The organism is Streptomyces sp. NPDC052299 (assembly GCF_040679335.1).
In the GTDB taxonomy this organism is placed as follows: Bacteria; Actinomycetota; Actinomycetes; order Streptomycetales; family Streptomycetaceae; genus Streptomyces.
Genome location: NZ_JBFAUP010000007.1, coordinates 1 through 12,869 on the forward strand (window position 1 = coordinate 1; position 12,869 = coordinate 12,869).

The window sequence follows — 12,869 nt, forward strand, 5'->3', positions numbered from 1 at the left end:
GGGGCGGGCCGGGTCGTGAGCCGGGGGGCGCGGGTGGGGCCGGGGGGGCGGCTGTCCCGGGACAGCCGCCGGCCGGACGGTGGGCCGGTGCTAGGCGCAGCTGATGCCGATGCAGACCGTGTTGAGGACCGTCAGCAGGCCGACGCACTCACAGGTGGCGGAGAAGCCCGCTTCGGCGCCGACGGGGTCGGTCTCGGGGAGGGCGTGGAGGTGGGCGAGGAGTTCGAGGTCCTGGGTCTGGTTTTCCATGGTTCTCTCCTTCTTCTTGTGGTTCGGCGGCAGGTTCTCTGCCGCTCAGCCCGGCAGCTGGGCGAGCCAGTGCCGGGAGCTCGGGTGGCGGAGACGGAGGATGAAGGCCAGGATTCCGGCCGATCCGTCGCTCCAGCTGGTCGAGACGTCTCCGTACTCGTTGGGGAAGACCAGGTGCCGCTGGCGGCGGGCGCCTTCGGTGACGGCGAGGCGGCCCATCGCTTCGGCCATGGCGCGGTGGGAGGGCTCCCCCGTGGCGGCGCTCAGGTCGAGCAGGAAGTCGCCGTTGCCCGCGAGCCCGTGGCACTGGGACAGCGGGGCCCGGGAGGCACGTTCGGTGACGGCCGGGGCGCTGCGGCGGGCGAGGTCGCCGAACCGGTCGTCGCCGGTGACCTGCCAGAGCCGTACGAGGAAGGTGCCGATGCCGGCCGAGCCGTGGCACCAGTACGGGGCGGTGGGTTCGTCGCCGGCCTGGGCCGGCCACTGGACCGCCTCGCCGATCCGTACGGCGCTGTGCAGGAGGTGTTCGCCGACCTCCACCGCCAGCCGCAGGTGGTCCTGGCGCCCGGAGGCTGCCGCGCCGCACAGGAGGAAGCAGCCGATGCCAGCGGAGCCGTGGGCGAAGCCCAGGTACTCCTTGCCGCCCTCGCCGGATACGGCTTCGGCGGGGATTGGCCAGCTCACCGCCGACGGGCCGCGCCGCGCGGCGGTCGCCAGCCGGTCGGCCGCGTCCTCGGCCAGGGCGGCGAAGCGTGGGTCTCCGGTGCGCTGCCAGAGGTGGAGGGCGGCCATGCCGCTCCCGGCGGTGCCGTGGGTGATGTCGTGGTGGAGCGTGGACTCCTGCGGGGTCAGCGCGAGGGTGAGCGCGTGGTCGATGAGCGCCCGGTCGGCGAGGGCCCGGCCGGCTTCGTAGAGCGCCCAGGCGGTGCCGAGGTCTCCGAAGTGCAGGCCGGGGCGGGTGGTCGGCAGGTGGGTGCGGTCCGCGATCCAGTGGCCGGCCGCCGCGAGGACTTCGGGCAGGCGTGGGTCCCCGGTCAGTTCGAAGTACCGCGTCAGGACGGCCAGGGGTCCGGCTGCGCCCTGTTGCACGGTGCACGGGTTGGTCTCGCCGGCCGCGGTGGACACGGGCCAGAGGCGCCGGTCGTCGTCGGGGGTCATGGTGTCGAGCAGGTGGTCGACGAGTCCGTCCACGGCTTGGTCCAGGTCCCCGGACCGTACCGCCGGTGCGGTACGCGTGGGGCGGGCGGTATCCGGTGCGCGGAGGGCTTCGCGCGCCCGGCGCGTGTCCCAGCGGGCGGCGGGCTCGTCCTGCATCAGCCCGGTGATCATCTCGGCCAGGGCGCCCGGGGGTTCGGCGGGTCCGCAGGCGGCGAGCCAGGCGGCGAGCCGTTCCTCGCCGGTCCTGGTGGCGGGTTCCTCGGGCAGCAGGTTGGGCACCTTGCCGGTGAGGACGAAACACGCGGTGGCGCCGAGGCTGTAGTAGTCGGCCGTCACGGACACCGGCGCGTCCCTCAGGCGCTCGGGGGCACTGAAGCCGGGGGTGCCCACGCGGGTGGGCAGGCAGGAGCCCGTCTCGTCGGCGGCGAGTTCCAGGTCGATGAGGCGCAGTTCGCCGTCGGGGCGGACCATGACGTTGCCGGGTGTGAAGTCGCGCAGGACGCAGCCGTGGGAGTGGGCAGCCGTGACGAGCTCCACGAGCCGGGCCACCAGGGCCCGTGCCTCACGGCGGTACTCCTCGCCCCCGAGGTCGCGGAAGCGCTCGGCGACCCAGGTGCGCAGGCTGACGCCGGGGATCTCGCTCTGGGCCAGGAACAGGTGCCGGCCGTGCTCGAAGAGGGCGAGGGCGTCCGGGGCGAGCCCGGTGCCCTTCAGCCTGTCCAGCATCCGGGCCTCGGCACGCAGCCAGTCGCGGACGTCGCGCCCGGAGGCGTCGGCCTCCACATGGGGCCGGGTCTCCTTGATGACGACGGGCGCGCCGGTGGAGACGTCGGTGCCGCGGTAGACGCCGCCCTTGTTGGTGTGCCGGATGGCCTCCCGTACCGCGAAGCGGCCGCCGAGCAGGACGGGGTCGCTCGCCGCCTCCGCCGCCGGGGGCGGCAGGGGCACCGTGGCGGGGAACGGACAGACGGCCCACGGGGGCGGTGCGTAGTGGCCGCTGCGCTCGTCCTCCACGGGGTTGCCGTCGGGGTCCTCGATGTACCAGATCAACAGGCCCTGGTCCGAGAGCCGTTGCCGCCCGGTGAAGGCGCCGTAGCGGTAGTGCACCAGGCTGTACGGGGCGTAGGGCTGGTCGGAGAGGATGCGCGGGCCGGCGAGTCCGGCCGTCGCCGTGTGCAGTTCGCGTGCGAGGCGGACCGCGTCGGCGTCGGAGCGCGGGTAGACGGTGAGGAACTTCCCGGAACTGCCCCGGGGCGTCGCGCGGGAGTTGAGGGTGCTCACCTGGTCGAGGGACCGGGCGAACTTGAACGCCGAGGTGTCCGGCAGCAGGACGTCCAGGGCCCTGACGAGGACGGTCGGTGCGGAGGCGGCCGTTGCCGAGAGGTGGAGCTTCCAGCCCTGGTCGCGCCGGGTCGCGGAACGGGGGGCGACGCGGCACCATGCCTCGTCGGTCCGGGTCGTCCAGCAGTCGCCGGTGCGGGTGGCCTGAAGTGCTCGGTTCAGAAGGCTTTCGAGTGCGGCTTCGGTCGCGTGGCTCGTCATGTGGGGTGTCCCTCCAACGGTGAGTACCGCTGGTCGGAAATTGCCCATGTCACGTGAGCTCGGAACGCGCCCGAGCCGGAATCACCTGCTCCAGCGAGCGTGGGGGGTCGCTGCTGACCGGGTCCGGCGGCGCCCGGCGCATGTGGAGGCGCACGCCCGGAGAACCGTCTCCCGACCCCCGGGCACCGGTCCGGGGGCGTGGCATAGGAAGATACGGCTCATGGCGGAAGACGAGCGGTCGGTCGGCTCCGAGAAGCGGGCCGACGACGTGGTACTGATCCGGGTCCGGGGCAACCTGGACGGGTGGTCGGGCAGCGGCGAGCTGTCGGCGGCGCTGACCGGGGCGGTGGCGGACGGGGGCGTGCGTACGGTCGTCGACCTGTCCGCGGTGACGTTCGCGGACTCCGCGGCGCTCCACTCGCTGCTGGGCGGTCAGCGGGAGCATGTGAAGGCGGGCGTGCCGCTCGTCCTGGCCGGTCCGCTGCAGTCCGGAGTGCGCAGGCTCTTCGAGGTCACGGGCACCGTCGGCGCGTTCCGGTTCGCGGACGACGTCGAAACCGCGCTCACGTGCTGAGGGCGCCGGTCCGCCGGATCGGGGGCGTATGCCGGTGGCGGTAGAAGCGGGCGGGGAAGCGGAAGGGCTGCTGGCGGCCGTTCCCGGGAACGCGGCGGCGGCGCGGGCGATCGTGACCGAGCTGCTGGCCGGGCACTTCGGGGCCGCGCTCGACGCGTGGCCGCCCCATGTGGTGGACGACACGCTGCTGGTGACGTCCGAACTGGTGACCAACGCCTTCCGGCACGGCGGCCGGCTGACCGCGTTCGAGGCCGAGGTCACCGGGGACGGGCTGCGCATCACCGTGGGAGACGCCAGCAGCGAGAGCCCGGCGGAGCTGCCCGCGACGGAGCCCCGGGTGCGGGCGGAGGCACCCAGGATCGGTGGCTACGGCTGGCCGCTGGTGCGGATGCTCGCCAGCCGGGTGTCGGTCGGCGTCCACCCGGGCGGCAAGCGGATCACGGTGGTGATGGCGCTGCCCGCGCCGGCGTGACGGGGCGCGGCCGGAGGGCTGTCAGTCGGTCGTCTCGGTCAGTCCGTCCGCACCTCTCGACTCCTCGGTTCGCGGGGCGAAGAGGTGCCGTGTTCCGGTGATCCTGAGCATCCGCTCCATGGCTGGCGGCGGGTCGTCCAGAACGAGGGTGATGCCGCGCGCGGCGGTGCGGCGGTGGACCATCAGCAGGGTGGCGAGCCCCATCGAGTCGCAGAGCCGGAGCCCGGAGCAGTCCAGGCGCAATTCGGCCGGTCCGGGGTCGGCGTCCACGCAGGCCGTGGCTCGTGTCCCGAACGCGTCGCTGGTGTCGTAGTCGAGCACTCCCGCGAGGCGCAGCCGGGTGGTTCCGCCGTCCGTTTCGACGGTGAGGCTGAGGGACGGGACGCTCATGCGGGTGCTCCGGGGTGTGCTGCGGTGGCGTCGGCCAGTGCGGCCCTCGCCCGCTCCAGCGGTCGGACGGCCCGGGGGAAGTCCTTGAGCTCGGCCGCCAGGATGTCCAGGACGGGCCGCAGGGAGTGGGCGGGGACGCGGCGGGCGGTGAGGATGCCCGCGGTCCACGTGATGAAGGTGGTGAACAGTTCGTCGTCGTCGGTGTAGATGGCCACGGTCAGGAATTCCACGATGTGCGCGATGTCCTCGGCGGTGCGCTCGCGCTGCGCATCGGTGTACGTGGCCATGGCGGGGACCAGCTCGTCCAGTCGCGTCAGCACCTGCTTGACCAGTTGTCCCTGCGACCGCGCGACCAGGGTGTACTCCTGGTCGACCAGATGCGGCAGGTCGTCGATCTGCTGCCGTACGTCGGCCGGGGCCGGCGGGACGAGCCCCGCGGCCAGCAGGTCCGCAGCGGTGCGGGCGTCGGGGGCCCAGGCGTTCGCGCCGAGCATGCGCGCGAAACGGCCGTCGGGCCCGAAGGCCGCCCCTCCTGCGAGGACGGGCACTCCTACGGACTGGCAGGCGGTGATCGCCGCATGGGCGGAGGGCAGCCGGGTGGGGAGGGAGGACGAGAGGGCGACGACGTCCGCGCCGGTGTCGTGGAGGTGGGCGACGAGATGAGGGGTGGGGACCTGGGCCCCCAGGAAGTCGACCTGCCAGCCCCGCAGGGTGAGGACTTCGGCCAGCAGGCGGGCGGGCAGGGAGTGCCATTCCCGCTCCACGCAGGCGACGGTGACCTTCCCGTGCCGGGGCGTGGCCCGGGCGGCCGGGTGGTGGGCGAGCGCGGTGATCACCCGCTCCACTATGGCGCTGGCGGCGTGCTCCTGGGCCACGGTGAGGCGGTTGGCCGCCCACTCGGTGCCGACCCGCGCCTGTACGGGCGCGATGAGGTCCAGAAGTACCGTTTCGACGGGCATCCCGTCGTCGAGGGCGCCGGTGACGAGTCCGGCCGCGGCGAACTCGTCACGGTCGAGGGCGGCTGCGGCGAGGAGGCGGTCACGGAGTCCGGGCAGGCATGTTGTCATGCGGTGTACCTGCCCCGGGTGTGCCCGTCCACCGCGCTGAGGTGGGTGGTCCGGGGCGCGGTGATCGCGACGACGGCCATGTCGTCGTGGCCGCCGCCCCGCACCCACTCGGCGGCGAGCATCTGGATGCGCTCGACCACGGCCTCGCCGGGCATGTCCGCGCATTCCGACAGCGCCCGCTTCAGCCGGGCCTCCCCGAACATCTCGTCGCCGAGCGGGCCGCCCCGGGCCTCGGTGAATCCGTCGGTGTAGAGCAGGCACGTCTCGCCGGGTCGCAGGACGGTTTCGGCGGTGCGGGACTCGATGTCGGGCAGCGCTCCCACCAGGGTGCCCCGGGTCCGGATCTCCTCGACCCGTCCGTCCGCCCGCACCACCAGGGGTACGGGATGCCCGGCGGCCGTGAGCCGCAGGCGCACCAGGTGCTCCGTCCGCCGGACCGAGGCCAGGACCATGGTGGCGAAGCGGGTGTGGTGGGAGTTGAGGAGCGCGTCGTTGAGGAGCCGCAGCACTCGCTGGTGGTCGTCCGCCATGGGGATGAGCGCCTGGAGGGTGTTGCGGATCTTGCCGGTGAGCACGGCCGCGTCGAGCCCCTTGCCGCACACGTCCCCCAGGACCACCAGCGAGGAGCCCTCCTCTTCGGCGCCAGCCGGGTGGACGTCGTAGAAGTCTCCCCCGACGCGCTCGCGGGCGGCGGCGGGGCGGTAACCGCCGGCGAACTCGACGCCGTGCACGCGGTGCAGCCGGGGCGGCAGCAGGTCCTGCATCAGGGTGCGGGTGATGGCGCTCTGCTCGGCGTACAGGTGGGCGGCCGACAGGGCGGCCCCGGCGCGCGCGGCGAACATCCGCGCGACGCCCTGCTCGTCCTCGGTGAACTGGCCGCCGCTCCGCAGCAGCACCAGGGCGCCCGCGGGAACGCCCTGGCCGGGCAGGGGCGCGACGGCGACCGAGGTGATCGTGCCGGTGTACCCCTCGGGGATCACCCACGCGGGAAGCGACGCGGGGTCGATCCAGCGCGAGGGTACGGGCGGGAAGCCCTGGAGCGCTTCGTCCAGCCCGGGCACCTCGGACGGGTCGGCCGCGACGAGGGCGCGCACGGTCTCGCGGCCGGCGACCGCGTGGGCCAGGGGCAGCTTGTCCCCCTTCGCGGGAGAGACGACGACCGCCGCCTCGGCGAGGTACTGGGAGGCGAGCCGGGCCGTCGCGGAGACGCACCGGTCGGTGTTCAGCGAGGCCAGCAGGACGTTGGACGCCTCCGCGAGGAACGCGGTCCTTTCGCGCTCGGTGGCCAGTGCCTCTTCGGCGAGCCGGCGGTCGGTGTCGTCCACCAGCCACCACACCGCGTCACCGTTGTCGCCGGGGCCGGCGTGTGCCTGGTAGCTGCGTCCGGCGATCCACCCGGACGCGGGCGGGGCCGTTGCCGCGTGAGGGCCGGCGGACGTGCCCGCCGTCGGATCGCGCAGCTCCCGGTCGGCCCGTGCGAGCCAGGCCGGGACCGCGTCGGCCATGGTGGCCCCCGGACGTGCGTCCGGGAGGAGCCGGGAGGCCGCGGGGTTCAGCCCGGTCAGCACCCCGTTCGCACCGCTCTCGAGCACCGGGTACGGGGCCGTGGACCAGGCGCCGGATGCCGGGCGTTCGTCGGTTTTCGTAACGGGATTTCCCTGGGGAGGAGCCATGAGGGGGGACCCGCCTGCGGCGAGCCGCACCACCTTCCAACTGGACGGACAAACATTGCCTTGCGGCAACTATCACGCAGGGCCGCCCCCGATGGCAATCGACCCGGTCGCCGCGCAGGTGACGCAGCGTCACACCTCTACCGTCCGCGCACGCCCTCGGTACGTGACGTTCACGACGCCTTCACCGGTTCCCTGCCGCGGTCCGTCTCGTCCTGCACGAGGAGGGTGAGCAGCGAGGCCACGGACAGACCGGCCTCCGCGGGGTGGCGCAGCACCTTGTCCGGCTCGATGCGGTACGTGTTCGCGCGGCCCTCTCGCGTATGGGAGAGGTATCCGTCCTGTTCGAGGTCCGCGATGATCCGCTGGACCGCGCGCTCCGTGAGCCGGCAGCGCGCGGCGATGTCACGGATCCGGACGGTCGGGCCCTCGGCGATGGTCGCCAGTACGCGTGCGTGGTTGGTGATGAACGTCCATCCGGCGTGGGATTCGGGTACTCCAGACATGCCTCCATCTAAGCGCGGCCCCTTGCCCGACCTCAACTACATGACATACTTTTCGTGTATTCATTGACATGGTGAGAGTCACAGGAGGCTCGGGGTGTCCTACGGCAATGCCGTCCCGGCAGCGCGCATGAGCGGGGCCGGGGCAAGCGGTGCACCCTCGGCGGGCCCGCCCCAGGCCGAGGTGACGCAGTACGCACAGCACGGCGCATGGGTCGTCGCGGCTCATGGCTCGTGCGACGCGCAGTCGATCGCGCGACTGGAAGAGGCACTGACCAGAGCGGCCTGGACGCAGCCGAAGGTGGTTCTGGACGCCTCCGGAATCACCTTCGCGGATTCGTCGCTGCTGAACCTGCTGATCCTCACCCATCGGACGGTCGCCCTGCGTGTGGCCGGCCCCGGGCCCCACCTCCAGCGCCTGCTGCGGATCACGGGCCTCGACGCGGTCCTGTACGTACGGGCCACGGTCGAGGAGGCGGCCACCTGCTGACCGGCGGAGTGGCGCGAGGGCACCCTTGACCTGAAGTGCGCTTGAGTTTCTAGCGTGTTCCCCAGTTCATCACCTGACGACGGGAGCACACCATGATCCTCGTGACCGGAGCCACCGGAAACATCGGAAGCGCCTTACTGCGTGAGCTGCACGCGCAGGGGGCGGGGCCCCTGAGGGCTCTGACCCGTGACGCCTCGCGGGCCGCGTTCCCCGCCGGGATCGAAGTCGCCGAGGGCGATCTCTCGGTGCCGGAGTCCCTGGAGTCCGCCCTGAAGGGTGTGCGGTCGCTGTTCCTGCCGTCGCGCGTGGGGCCGGACGCGGACATCATCGCGGCGGCGCGGCGGGCAGGCGTGGAGCACGTGGTGCTGGTGTCCTCCATCACGGTGCTGACCCATCCGCACCTCGGCCCCGCCGCCGAGAACCTGGCGGTCGAACGGCTGCTCAAGGACAGCGGCATGGCGTGGACCATCCTGCGGCCGACCCAGTTCGCGTCGAACGCGCTGCTGTGGGCCTCCTCGATCCGCGCGGGGGAAGCGGTCCGCGCCCCGTTCGCGGATGCGGGGCTGCCCACGATCCATCCCTCGGACATCGCGTCGGTGGCCCGGGTGGCGCTTACCGAGCCCGGCCACCGAGGGCGGGCGTACGCCTTGACCGGTCCGGAGCCGATGCCGGCCCGGCAGCAGGTGGAGGCCGTGGCGGCGGCGATCGGGCGCACGGTGCCGTTCACGGAGATCGGGCGGCAGGAGGCCCGCCGGTGGATGGCCGGTGTCGTCGGCGAGGAGGACGCGGACGCGGTGCTCGACGTCATGGGCGGAGACGCCAACGAGGAACTGCTGGCCGTGCGCGACACCGTCCGGCACGTCACCGGCGAGCCCGCCAGACCGTTCCGGCAGTGGGCCGCCGAGCACGCCGGCGCCTTCCGTTGAGACGGGACCCTCTCCAGGTGCCACACCTTGTCACGCCTATCGTTTTACGATAGCTTTCCATCGTTGCTCGATGGAAGGTGAATCATGGGACGACTGACCGTGGGCGCTCTGCGCGCCATGCTCGTGATGGTGTGCGCCGGCACCCTGTTCGTACAGGCGGGCATGGCGTGGGCACTGATCAGCGGGAACGATCCGGAGGACGGGTCGATGCCGCTGACGCCGTTGCGGGTGCTCACGATCCTGGGGATGATCTCGGTCCAGGTGGTCACCGTCTGCGTCTGGCGGCTCGTGGCAATGGCTCGGCGCGACACGGTGTTCTCCCCCGCCGCCTTCCGTTACGTGGACGGCGTGATCGGCGCAATCTCCTCGGCCGCCCTCGTGTGGTTCGTCGTCACGGCCGTCAACGCGCCGGGACAGCGGGACGACCCGGGGGTCACCGTCATCATGGCCGGGGTGGGCGTGGGCATTCTGGGGGTCGCGCTCATCGTGCTCGTACTACGGGCGCTGCTCGCCCAGGCCGCGCGGATGCGGGCCGAGTTGAACGAGGTGATCTGATGCCGATCACCGTCGACATCGACGTCATGCTGGCCCGACGGAAGATGTCCGTGGGCGAGCTCGCGGACCGGGTGGGGATCACACCCGCCAATCTCGCGGTGCTCAAGAACGGCCGCGCCAAGGCCGTGCGCTTCACGACGCTCGCCGCTCTCTGCGAAGTGCTCGACTGCCAGCCCGGCGACCTGCTGCGCTGGCGGCCCGAGGAGGCGGTGAGCGAGTAGCCCTCGTCCAACAGGCCCCGGGGGGTGCGGATTTCCGCCGCCCGGGGCCTTTTTCGCGTCCGGCCGGGGAAACCTCTTGCGCAATGGTCAAGAAACGTTGACCATTGTGCGCATGCCAACCGACGACGTCCCCGAGACGTTTCATGTGACCACCGACGAACAGCTGCGCGCGGTCTCCAACCTGACGCGCCACCGGATCATGGCCGTGCTGCGCTTCGAACCCGCGACGATCACGCAGATCGCCGAGCGGGTCGGCCTCGCGAAGGGGAGTTCCAGCTATCACGTGCGGCTCCTGGAGCGGGCCGGCCTGGTGAAGGTGGTACGGACGCGCAAAGTGCGGGGCGTCATGGAGCGGTACTACGCGATGGCCGCGCGGTCGATCGAGCTGCCCGACCCCGGCGACGGCGGGCCGGATGTGCTGATGCGGCACGCGGTGGCGGACCTGGAGGCGTCACCGGCGGGCGGCGAACGGCACGTACGGATGGCGCATCTCCGCCTCACCGACGAGCAGTTCGCCGAGCTGGGGGCGCGGTTGCAGGCGCTGGCGGACGAGTACCGGGAGCTCTCCGACCCCTCCCTGCCGGACACCTCGCTCGTCTTCGCACTGTTTCGGCCCGCGCCCGTGCGGCAGACCGAAGGGGACACCAAGTGAAGTTCATTCAGACGAAGTTGCCGGCCGGATTCGGACGGCTGTGGACCGCCCAGACGGTCTCCTCGCTCGGTGACGGCGTCACACACGCCGCGCTGCCGCTCATCGCGCTGACGCTGACGCGCGACCCGATGGCCCTCGCCGTCGTCACGGCCTCGGGCACGCTGCCGTGGCTGCTCTTCGGGGTCCTCGGCGGTGCGCTGGTGGACCGCTGGGACCGACGGCGCACCATGTGGGTGGCGGACACGTTGCGTGCGGTGCTGCTCGCGATACCGGCGGTGGCGGCCGGGCTCGACCTGCTGAGCATTCCGTTGCTGGCCGCCGTCGCGTTCCTGCTCGGCCTGGGTGGGCTCTTCTTCGACACCGCCGCCACGGCCTACCTGCCGGACCTGCTCAGCCGCGACCCCGCGCAGCTGGAGCGCGCCAACTCCCGCTTGCGCGGCGCCCAGACAGCGATGTCCGGGTTCGCCGGGCCGCCCGCGGGCAGCGCGCTGCTGGCACTGGGGCGGGCGGTCCCGCTGGTCGCCGACGCGGTGTCCTTCGCACTCTCCGCACTGCTCGTACGTACGCTGCCGGCCATGCCCCGGCCCGTGCCGGAGGCCCGCGATTCGCTGCTCAAGCAGGCCCGGGCCGGCGCGTCCTACGTCTTCCGCGACCGGTTGCTGCTCGGGCTGGCGCTGCGCCCGGCGGTCGGGAACATCGCCTTCCTCGCCGTGGAGACGGTCCTCGCGCTCTTCGCCCACGACCGCCTCGGCATCGGCACGTACGGCTTCGGTCTGCTGCTCACCGCGGAGGCGACCGGCGGCCTGCTCGGCGCGGCCATCGCCTCGCGACTGGGCCGGGGCCTCGGCACCGGCACCGCCCTGACCTGCACGGCCGCCATCGAGGGCCTGGCGATATTGGGGCTGGCCTCCGCCTCGAACCCGTACGTGGCGGGGCTCGCGCTCGCCGTCTGCGGGGCGGCCATGGGCGCCACGATGGTGCTGGCGCCCTCACTCCGGCAGGCGATCGTTCCGGGACACTTGATGGGACGGGCCGCGTCCACCTCCCGGATGCTCGCGATGTGCGCCGCGCCCATGGGGGCGTTCCTCGGCGGCTGGCTGGCGACCGCGTACGGCATCCGCACCCCGCTCTACGCCGCCGCCGCGCTGCTCCTGACGATGACGGCCGTCACCGCGTCCATGACGAACAACCGTCGCGTCGAAGCGGCGCTGCGTGCGGCCGCCCCGGCCGAGGAGACCGCCCGGGACGGCGCGCCCGACCCGGTGTGAACGTCACCCACCGCCGGGCCGGTCGCACTCACTCGCCCCGCTGCGCCAGCGTGTGGGCGACCAGGGCGTTGGCGTGGCCGTGGCCGAGGCCGTGCCCGGTCTTGAGCCAGGCGACGAGCTCCATGTGCTTGGTCAGACCGGATGCGCGGATCAGGTCCTTCCACTCCTCGATCGGGCGGCCGTACTTCTTCTCGATGGAGGGGAAGTAGCTGGCGGGTCCCTTTACCTGTGCGGTCATGCGGTGCCTCCTTGGGGTGCGGGTGGACGTATTCGTTCCGGGTGCTACGCCTGCCGGCCGCCGAAGAAGGCGGCGAGGACCGGCGCCAGGCTCCGCGCGGCGATGTCGTGCTCCTCCCCAGGAAAGACCCGGAGGGTGAAGTTGTCGCCCGCCGAAGCGAGTTCGCGGGCACCGGCCAGCATGTGCGGATCGCCCACGTCTCCACTGCCGACGAGCACCGGCACGGTCACCGAGGCCCAGCGCTCGACCGGCAGCGGCCGGCCGGACATGGTGTCGCCCATGATCCGGCCGTCGTACGAAAGGGTGTGGGCGACAGCTTCCATGTCCGCCCAGAACGGTGCCTGCCGCATGCCCGCGACCGCCTCGCCGGGCACGCCGACCGCCGCCGTCATGAAGTACGCGACGGCGTCCCCGTACGCCCCGCGGCCGGACAACTCCGTCAGGTGCGCCACGTAGTCGGCGGGCAGCGGCGCCCGGCTGTCGTCCGTGATGAACGGCGGCTCATACAGCGCGAGACGGGAGACGGCGCTCCCCCGGGCCGTCGCCTCCAGGGCGAGCACGGCGCCCGAGGACATTCCGAAGAGCATCGCGGAGCCACCGCCCGGGCCCGCGATGAGCGCGTCGATGTCCTCGATCTCGCGGCGCACCTCGTACGCGGGGCCGTCCCCGCTGTCGCCCCGGCCCCTGCGGTCGTACGTGATCACCGTGAACTCACCGGCGAGCAGCGCGGCGAGTTCCGCGGAGGCGCCGCGGGTCATCAGGGCGCCGCCGACGAGCACCACCGCCGGGCCCGTGCCCTGCTTCTCGAACGCGATGGCCGTGCCGTCGGCGGAGACGACCTTGTCCACGATCCTGCTCATGCGAAATACCCCCAGCGATGCATGGTTGACATGG

At 72.6% G+C, this 12,869-nt stretch carries 16 protein-coding genes; 8 read left to right on the forward strand and 8 right to left on the reverse strand.

The features are described from left to right. Window positions 1-90: 90 nt before the first annotated feature. Both AB0L33_RS13700 and lanL read right to left on the reverse strand, forming a co-directional pair. Complete coding sequence (locus tag AB0L33_RS13700) at window positions 91-249, reverse strand: VenA family class IV lanthipeptide (protein WP_018104907.1); 159 nt, start codon at window positions 247-249, stop codon at window positions 91-93. Between the two features lie 45 nt (window positions 250-294). Beyond that, complete coding sequence (gene lanL, locus AB0L33_RS13705; protein ID WP_365680845.1) at window positions 295-2,949, reverse strand: class IV lanthionine synthetase LanL; 2,655 nt, start codon at window positions 2,947-2,949, stop codon at window positions 295-297. 220 nt (window positions 2,950-3,169) lie between these two features. Here lanL and AB0L33_RS13710 point away from each other — a divergent pair, with 220 nt between their 5' ends. Both AB0L33_RS13710 and AB0L33_RS13715 read left to right on the forward strand, forming a co-directional pair. Continuing rightward, window positions 3,170-3,523, forward strand: coding sequence for an STAS domain-containing protein (locus AB0L33_RS13710; RefSeq protein WP_365680847.1), 354 nt, complete (start codon window positions 3,170-3,172; stop codon window positions 3,521-3,523). Between the two features lie 28 nt (window positions 3,524-3,551). Further along, window positions 3,552-3,995, forward strand: a complete 444-nt coding sequence (locus tag AB0L33_RS13715; protein ID WP_365680849.1) for an ATP-binding protein — start codon at window positions 3,552-3,554, stop codon at window positions 3,993-3,995. 21 nt (window positions 3,996-4,016) lie between these two features. Here AB0L33_RS13715 and AB0L33_RS13720 read toward each other — a convergent pair whose 3' ends face one another. The 4 genes from AB0L33_RS13720 to AB0L33_RS13735 all read right to left on the reverse strand — a co-directional run bounded on the left by AB0L33_RS13720 (window position 4,017) and on the right by AB0L33_RS13735 (window position 7,628). Continuing rightward, on the reverse strand, window positions 4,017-4,385 hold the full coding sequence (locus tag AB0L33_RS13720; RefSeq protein WP_365680851.1) for an STAS domain-containing protein: 369 nt from the start codon (window positions 4,383-4,385) through the stop codon (window positions 4,017-4,019). Beyond that, window positions 4,382-5,452 (reverse strand): cobalamin-dependent protein, encoded by a 1,071-nt coding sequence (locus tag AB0L33_RS13725; protein ID WP_365680853.1) that lies wholly within the window; start codon window positions 5,450-5,452, stop codon window positions 4,382-4,384. Before AB0L33_RS13725 ends, AB0L33_RS13720 begins: the two co-directional genes overlap by 4 nt. After that, window positions 5,449-7,125, reverse strand: a complete 1,677-nt coding sequence (locus tag AB0L33_RS13730) for a PP2C family protein-serine/threonine phosphatase (protein ID WP_365680855.1) — start codon at window positions 7,123-7,125, stop codon at window positions 5,449-5,451. Before AB0L33_RS13730 ends, AB0L33_RS13725 begins: the two co-directional genes overlap by 4 nt. A gap of 170 nt (window positions 7,126-7,295) precedes the next feature. Further along, window positions 7,296-7,628, reverse strand: coding sequence for a helix-turn-helix domain-containing protein (locus tag AB0L33_RS13735; protein WP_365680857.1), 333 nt, complete (start codon window positions 7,626-7,628; stop codon window positions 7,296-7,298). Between the two features lie 94 nt (window positions 7,629-7,722). On the opposite strand from AB0L33_RS13735, the gene AB0L33_RS13740 reads away from it, so the two are divergent. The 6 genes from AB0L33_RS13740 to AB0L33_RS13765 all read left to right on the forward strand — a co-directional run bounded on the left by AB0L33_RS13740 (window position 7,723) and on the right by AB0L33_RS13765 (window position 11,737). Continuing rightward, a complete protein-coding gene (locus AB0L33_RS13740; RefSeq protein ID WP_365680859.1) occupies window positions 7,723-8,115 on the forward strand; it encodes an STAS domain-containing protein in 393 nt (130 codons plus the stop codon). A 92-nt stretch (window positions 8,116-8,207) separates the two neighbouring features. Further along, complete coding sequence (locus AB0L33_RS13745) at window positions 8,208-9,041, forward strand: NAD(P)H-binding protein (RefSeq protein ID WP_365680861.1); 834 nt, start codon at window positions 8,208-8,210, stop codon at window positions 9,039-9,041. An 84-nt stretch (window positions 9,042-9,125) separates the two neighbouring features. Continuing rightward, window positions 9,126-9,596 (forward strand): DUF2975 domain-containing protein, encoded by a 471-nt coding sequence (locus tag AB0L33_RS13750; protein WP_365680863.1) that lies wholly within the window; start codon window positions 9,126-9,128, stop codon window positions 9,594-9,596. Beyond that, complete coding sequence (locus tag AB0L33_RS13755; protein WP_365680865.1) at window positions 9,596-9,817, forward strand: helix-turn-helix transcriptional regulator; 222 nt, start codon at window positions 9,596-9,598, stop codon at window positions 9,815-9,817. Before AB0L33_RS13750 ends, AB0L33_RS13755 begins: the two co-directional genes overlap by 1 nt. 112 nt (window positions 9,818-9,929) lie before the next feature. Next, the gene (locus AB0L33_RS13760; RefSeq protein WP_365680867.1) at window positions 9,930-10,469 is read left to right on the forward strand and encodes a helix-turn-helix domain-containing protein; all 540 of its coding nucleotides are present in this window, start codon (window positions 9,930-9,932) and stop codon (window positions 10,467-10,469) included. A 17-nt stretch (window positions 10,470-10,486) separates the two neighbouring features. Then, window positions 10,487-11,737, forward strand: coding sequence for an MFS transporter (locus tag AB0L33_RS13765; protein WP_365681407.1), 1,251 nt, complete (start codon window positions 10,487-10,489; stop codon window positions 11,735-11,737). Window positions 11,738-11,765: 28 nt separating this feature from the next. On the opposite strand, the gene AB0L33_RS13770 is transcribed toward AB0L33_RS13765, so the two are convergent. Further along, complete coding sequence (locus AB0L33_RS13770) at window positions 11,766-11,975, reverse strand: DUF4287 domain-containing protein (protein WP_365680869.1); 210 nt, start codon at window positions 11,973-11,975, stop codon at window positions 11,766-11,768. A 44-nt stretch (window positions 11,976-12,019) separates the two neighbouring features. Next, window positions 12,020-12,835: an alpha/beta hydrolase gene (locus AB0L33_RS13775; RefSeq protein WP_365680872.1), complete on the reverse strand. Its 816-nt coding sequence runs from the start codon at window positions 12,833-12,835 to the stop codon at window positions 12,020-12,022. Window positions 12,836-12,869: the final 34 nt, after the last annotated feature.

Bases quoted from the DNA above. Each gene is read 5' to 3' on its own strand.
- AB0L33_RS13700 (WP_018104907.1), bottom strand. From the start codon at position 249: ATGGAAAACCAGACCCAGGACCTCGAACTCCTCGCCCACCTCCACGCC.
- lanL (WP_365680845.1), bottom strand. From the start codon at position 2,949: ATGACGAGCCACGCGACCGAAGCCGCACTCGAAAGCCTTCTGAACCGA.
- AB0L33_RS13710 (WP_365680847.1), top strand. From the start codon at position 3,170: ATGGCGGAAGACGAGCGGTCGGTCGGCTCCGAGAAGCGGGCCGACGAC.
- AB0L33_RS13715 (WP_365680849.1), top strand. From the start codon at position 3,552: ATGCCGGTGGCGGTAGAAGCGGGCGGGGAAGCGGAAGGGCTGCTGGCG.
- AB0L33_RS13720 (WP_365680851.1), bottom strand. From the start codon at position 4,385: ATGAGCGTCCCGTCCCTCAGCCTCACCGTCGAAACGGACGGCGGAACC.
- AB0L33_RS13725 (WP_365680853.1), bottom strand. From the start codon at position 5,452: ATGACAACATGCCTGCCCGGACTCCGTGACCGCCTCCTCGCCGCAGCC.
- AB0L33_RS13730 (WP_365680855.1), bottom strand. From the start codon at position 7,125: ATGGCTCCTCCCCAGGGAAATCCCGTTACGAAAACCGACGAACGCCCG.
- AB0L33_RS13735 (WP_365680857.1), bottom strand. From the start codon at position 7,628: ATGTCTGGAGTACCCGAATCCCACGCCGGATGGACGTTCATCACCAAC.
- AB0L33_RS13745 (WP_365680861.1), top strand. From the start codon at position 8,208: ATGATCCTCGTGACCGGAGCCACCGGAAACATCGGAAGCGCCTTACTG.
- AB0L33_RS13750 (WP_365680863.1), top strand. From the start codon at position 9,126: ATGGGACGACTGACCGTGGGCGCTCTGCGCGCCATGCTCGTGATGGTG.
- AB0L33_RS13755 (WP_365680865.1), top strand. From the start codon at position 9,596: ATGCCGATCACCGTCGACATCGACGTCATGCTGGCCCGACGGAAGATG.
- AB0L33_RS13760 (WP_365680867.1), top strand. From the start codon at position 9,930: ATGCCAACCGACGACGTCCCCGAGACGTTTCATGTGACCACCGACGAA.
- AB0L33_RS13770 (WP_365680869.1), bottom strand. From the start codon at position 11,975: ATGACCGCACAGGTAAAGGGACCCGCCAGCTACTTCCCCTCCATCGAG.
- AB0L33_RS13775 (WP_365680872.1), bottom strand. From the start codon at position 12,835: ATGAGCAGGATCGTGGACAAGGTCGTCTCCGCCGACGGCACGGCCATC.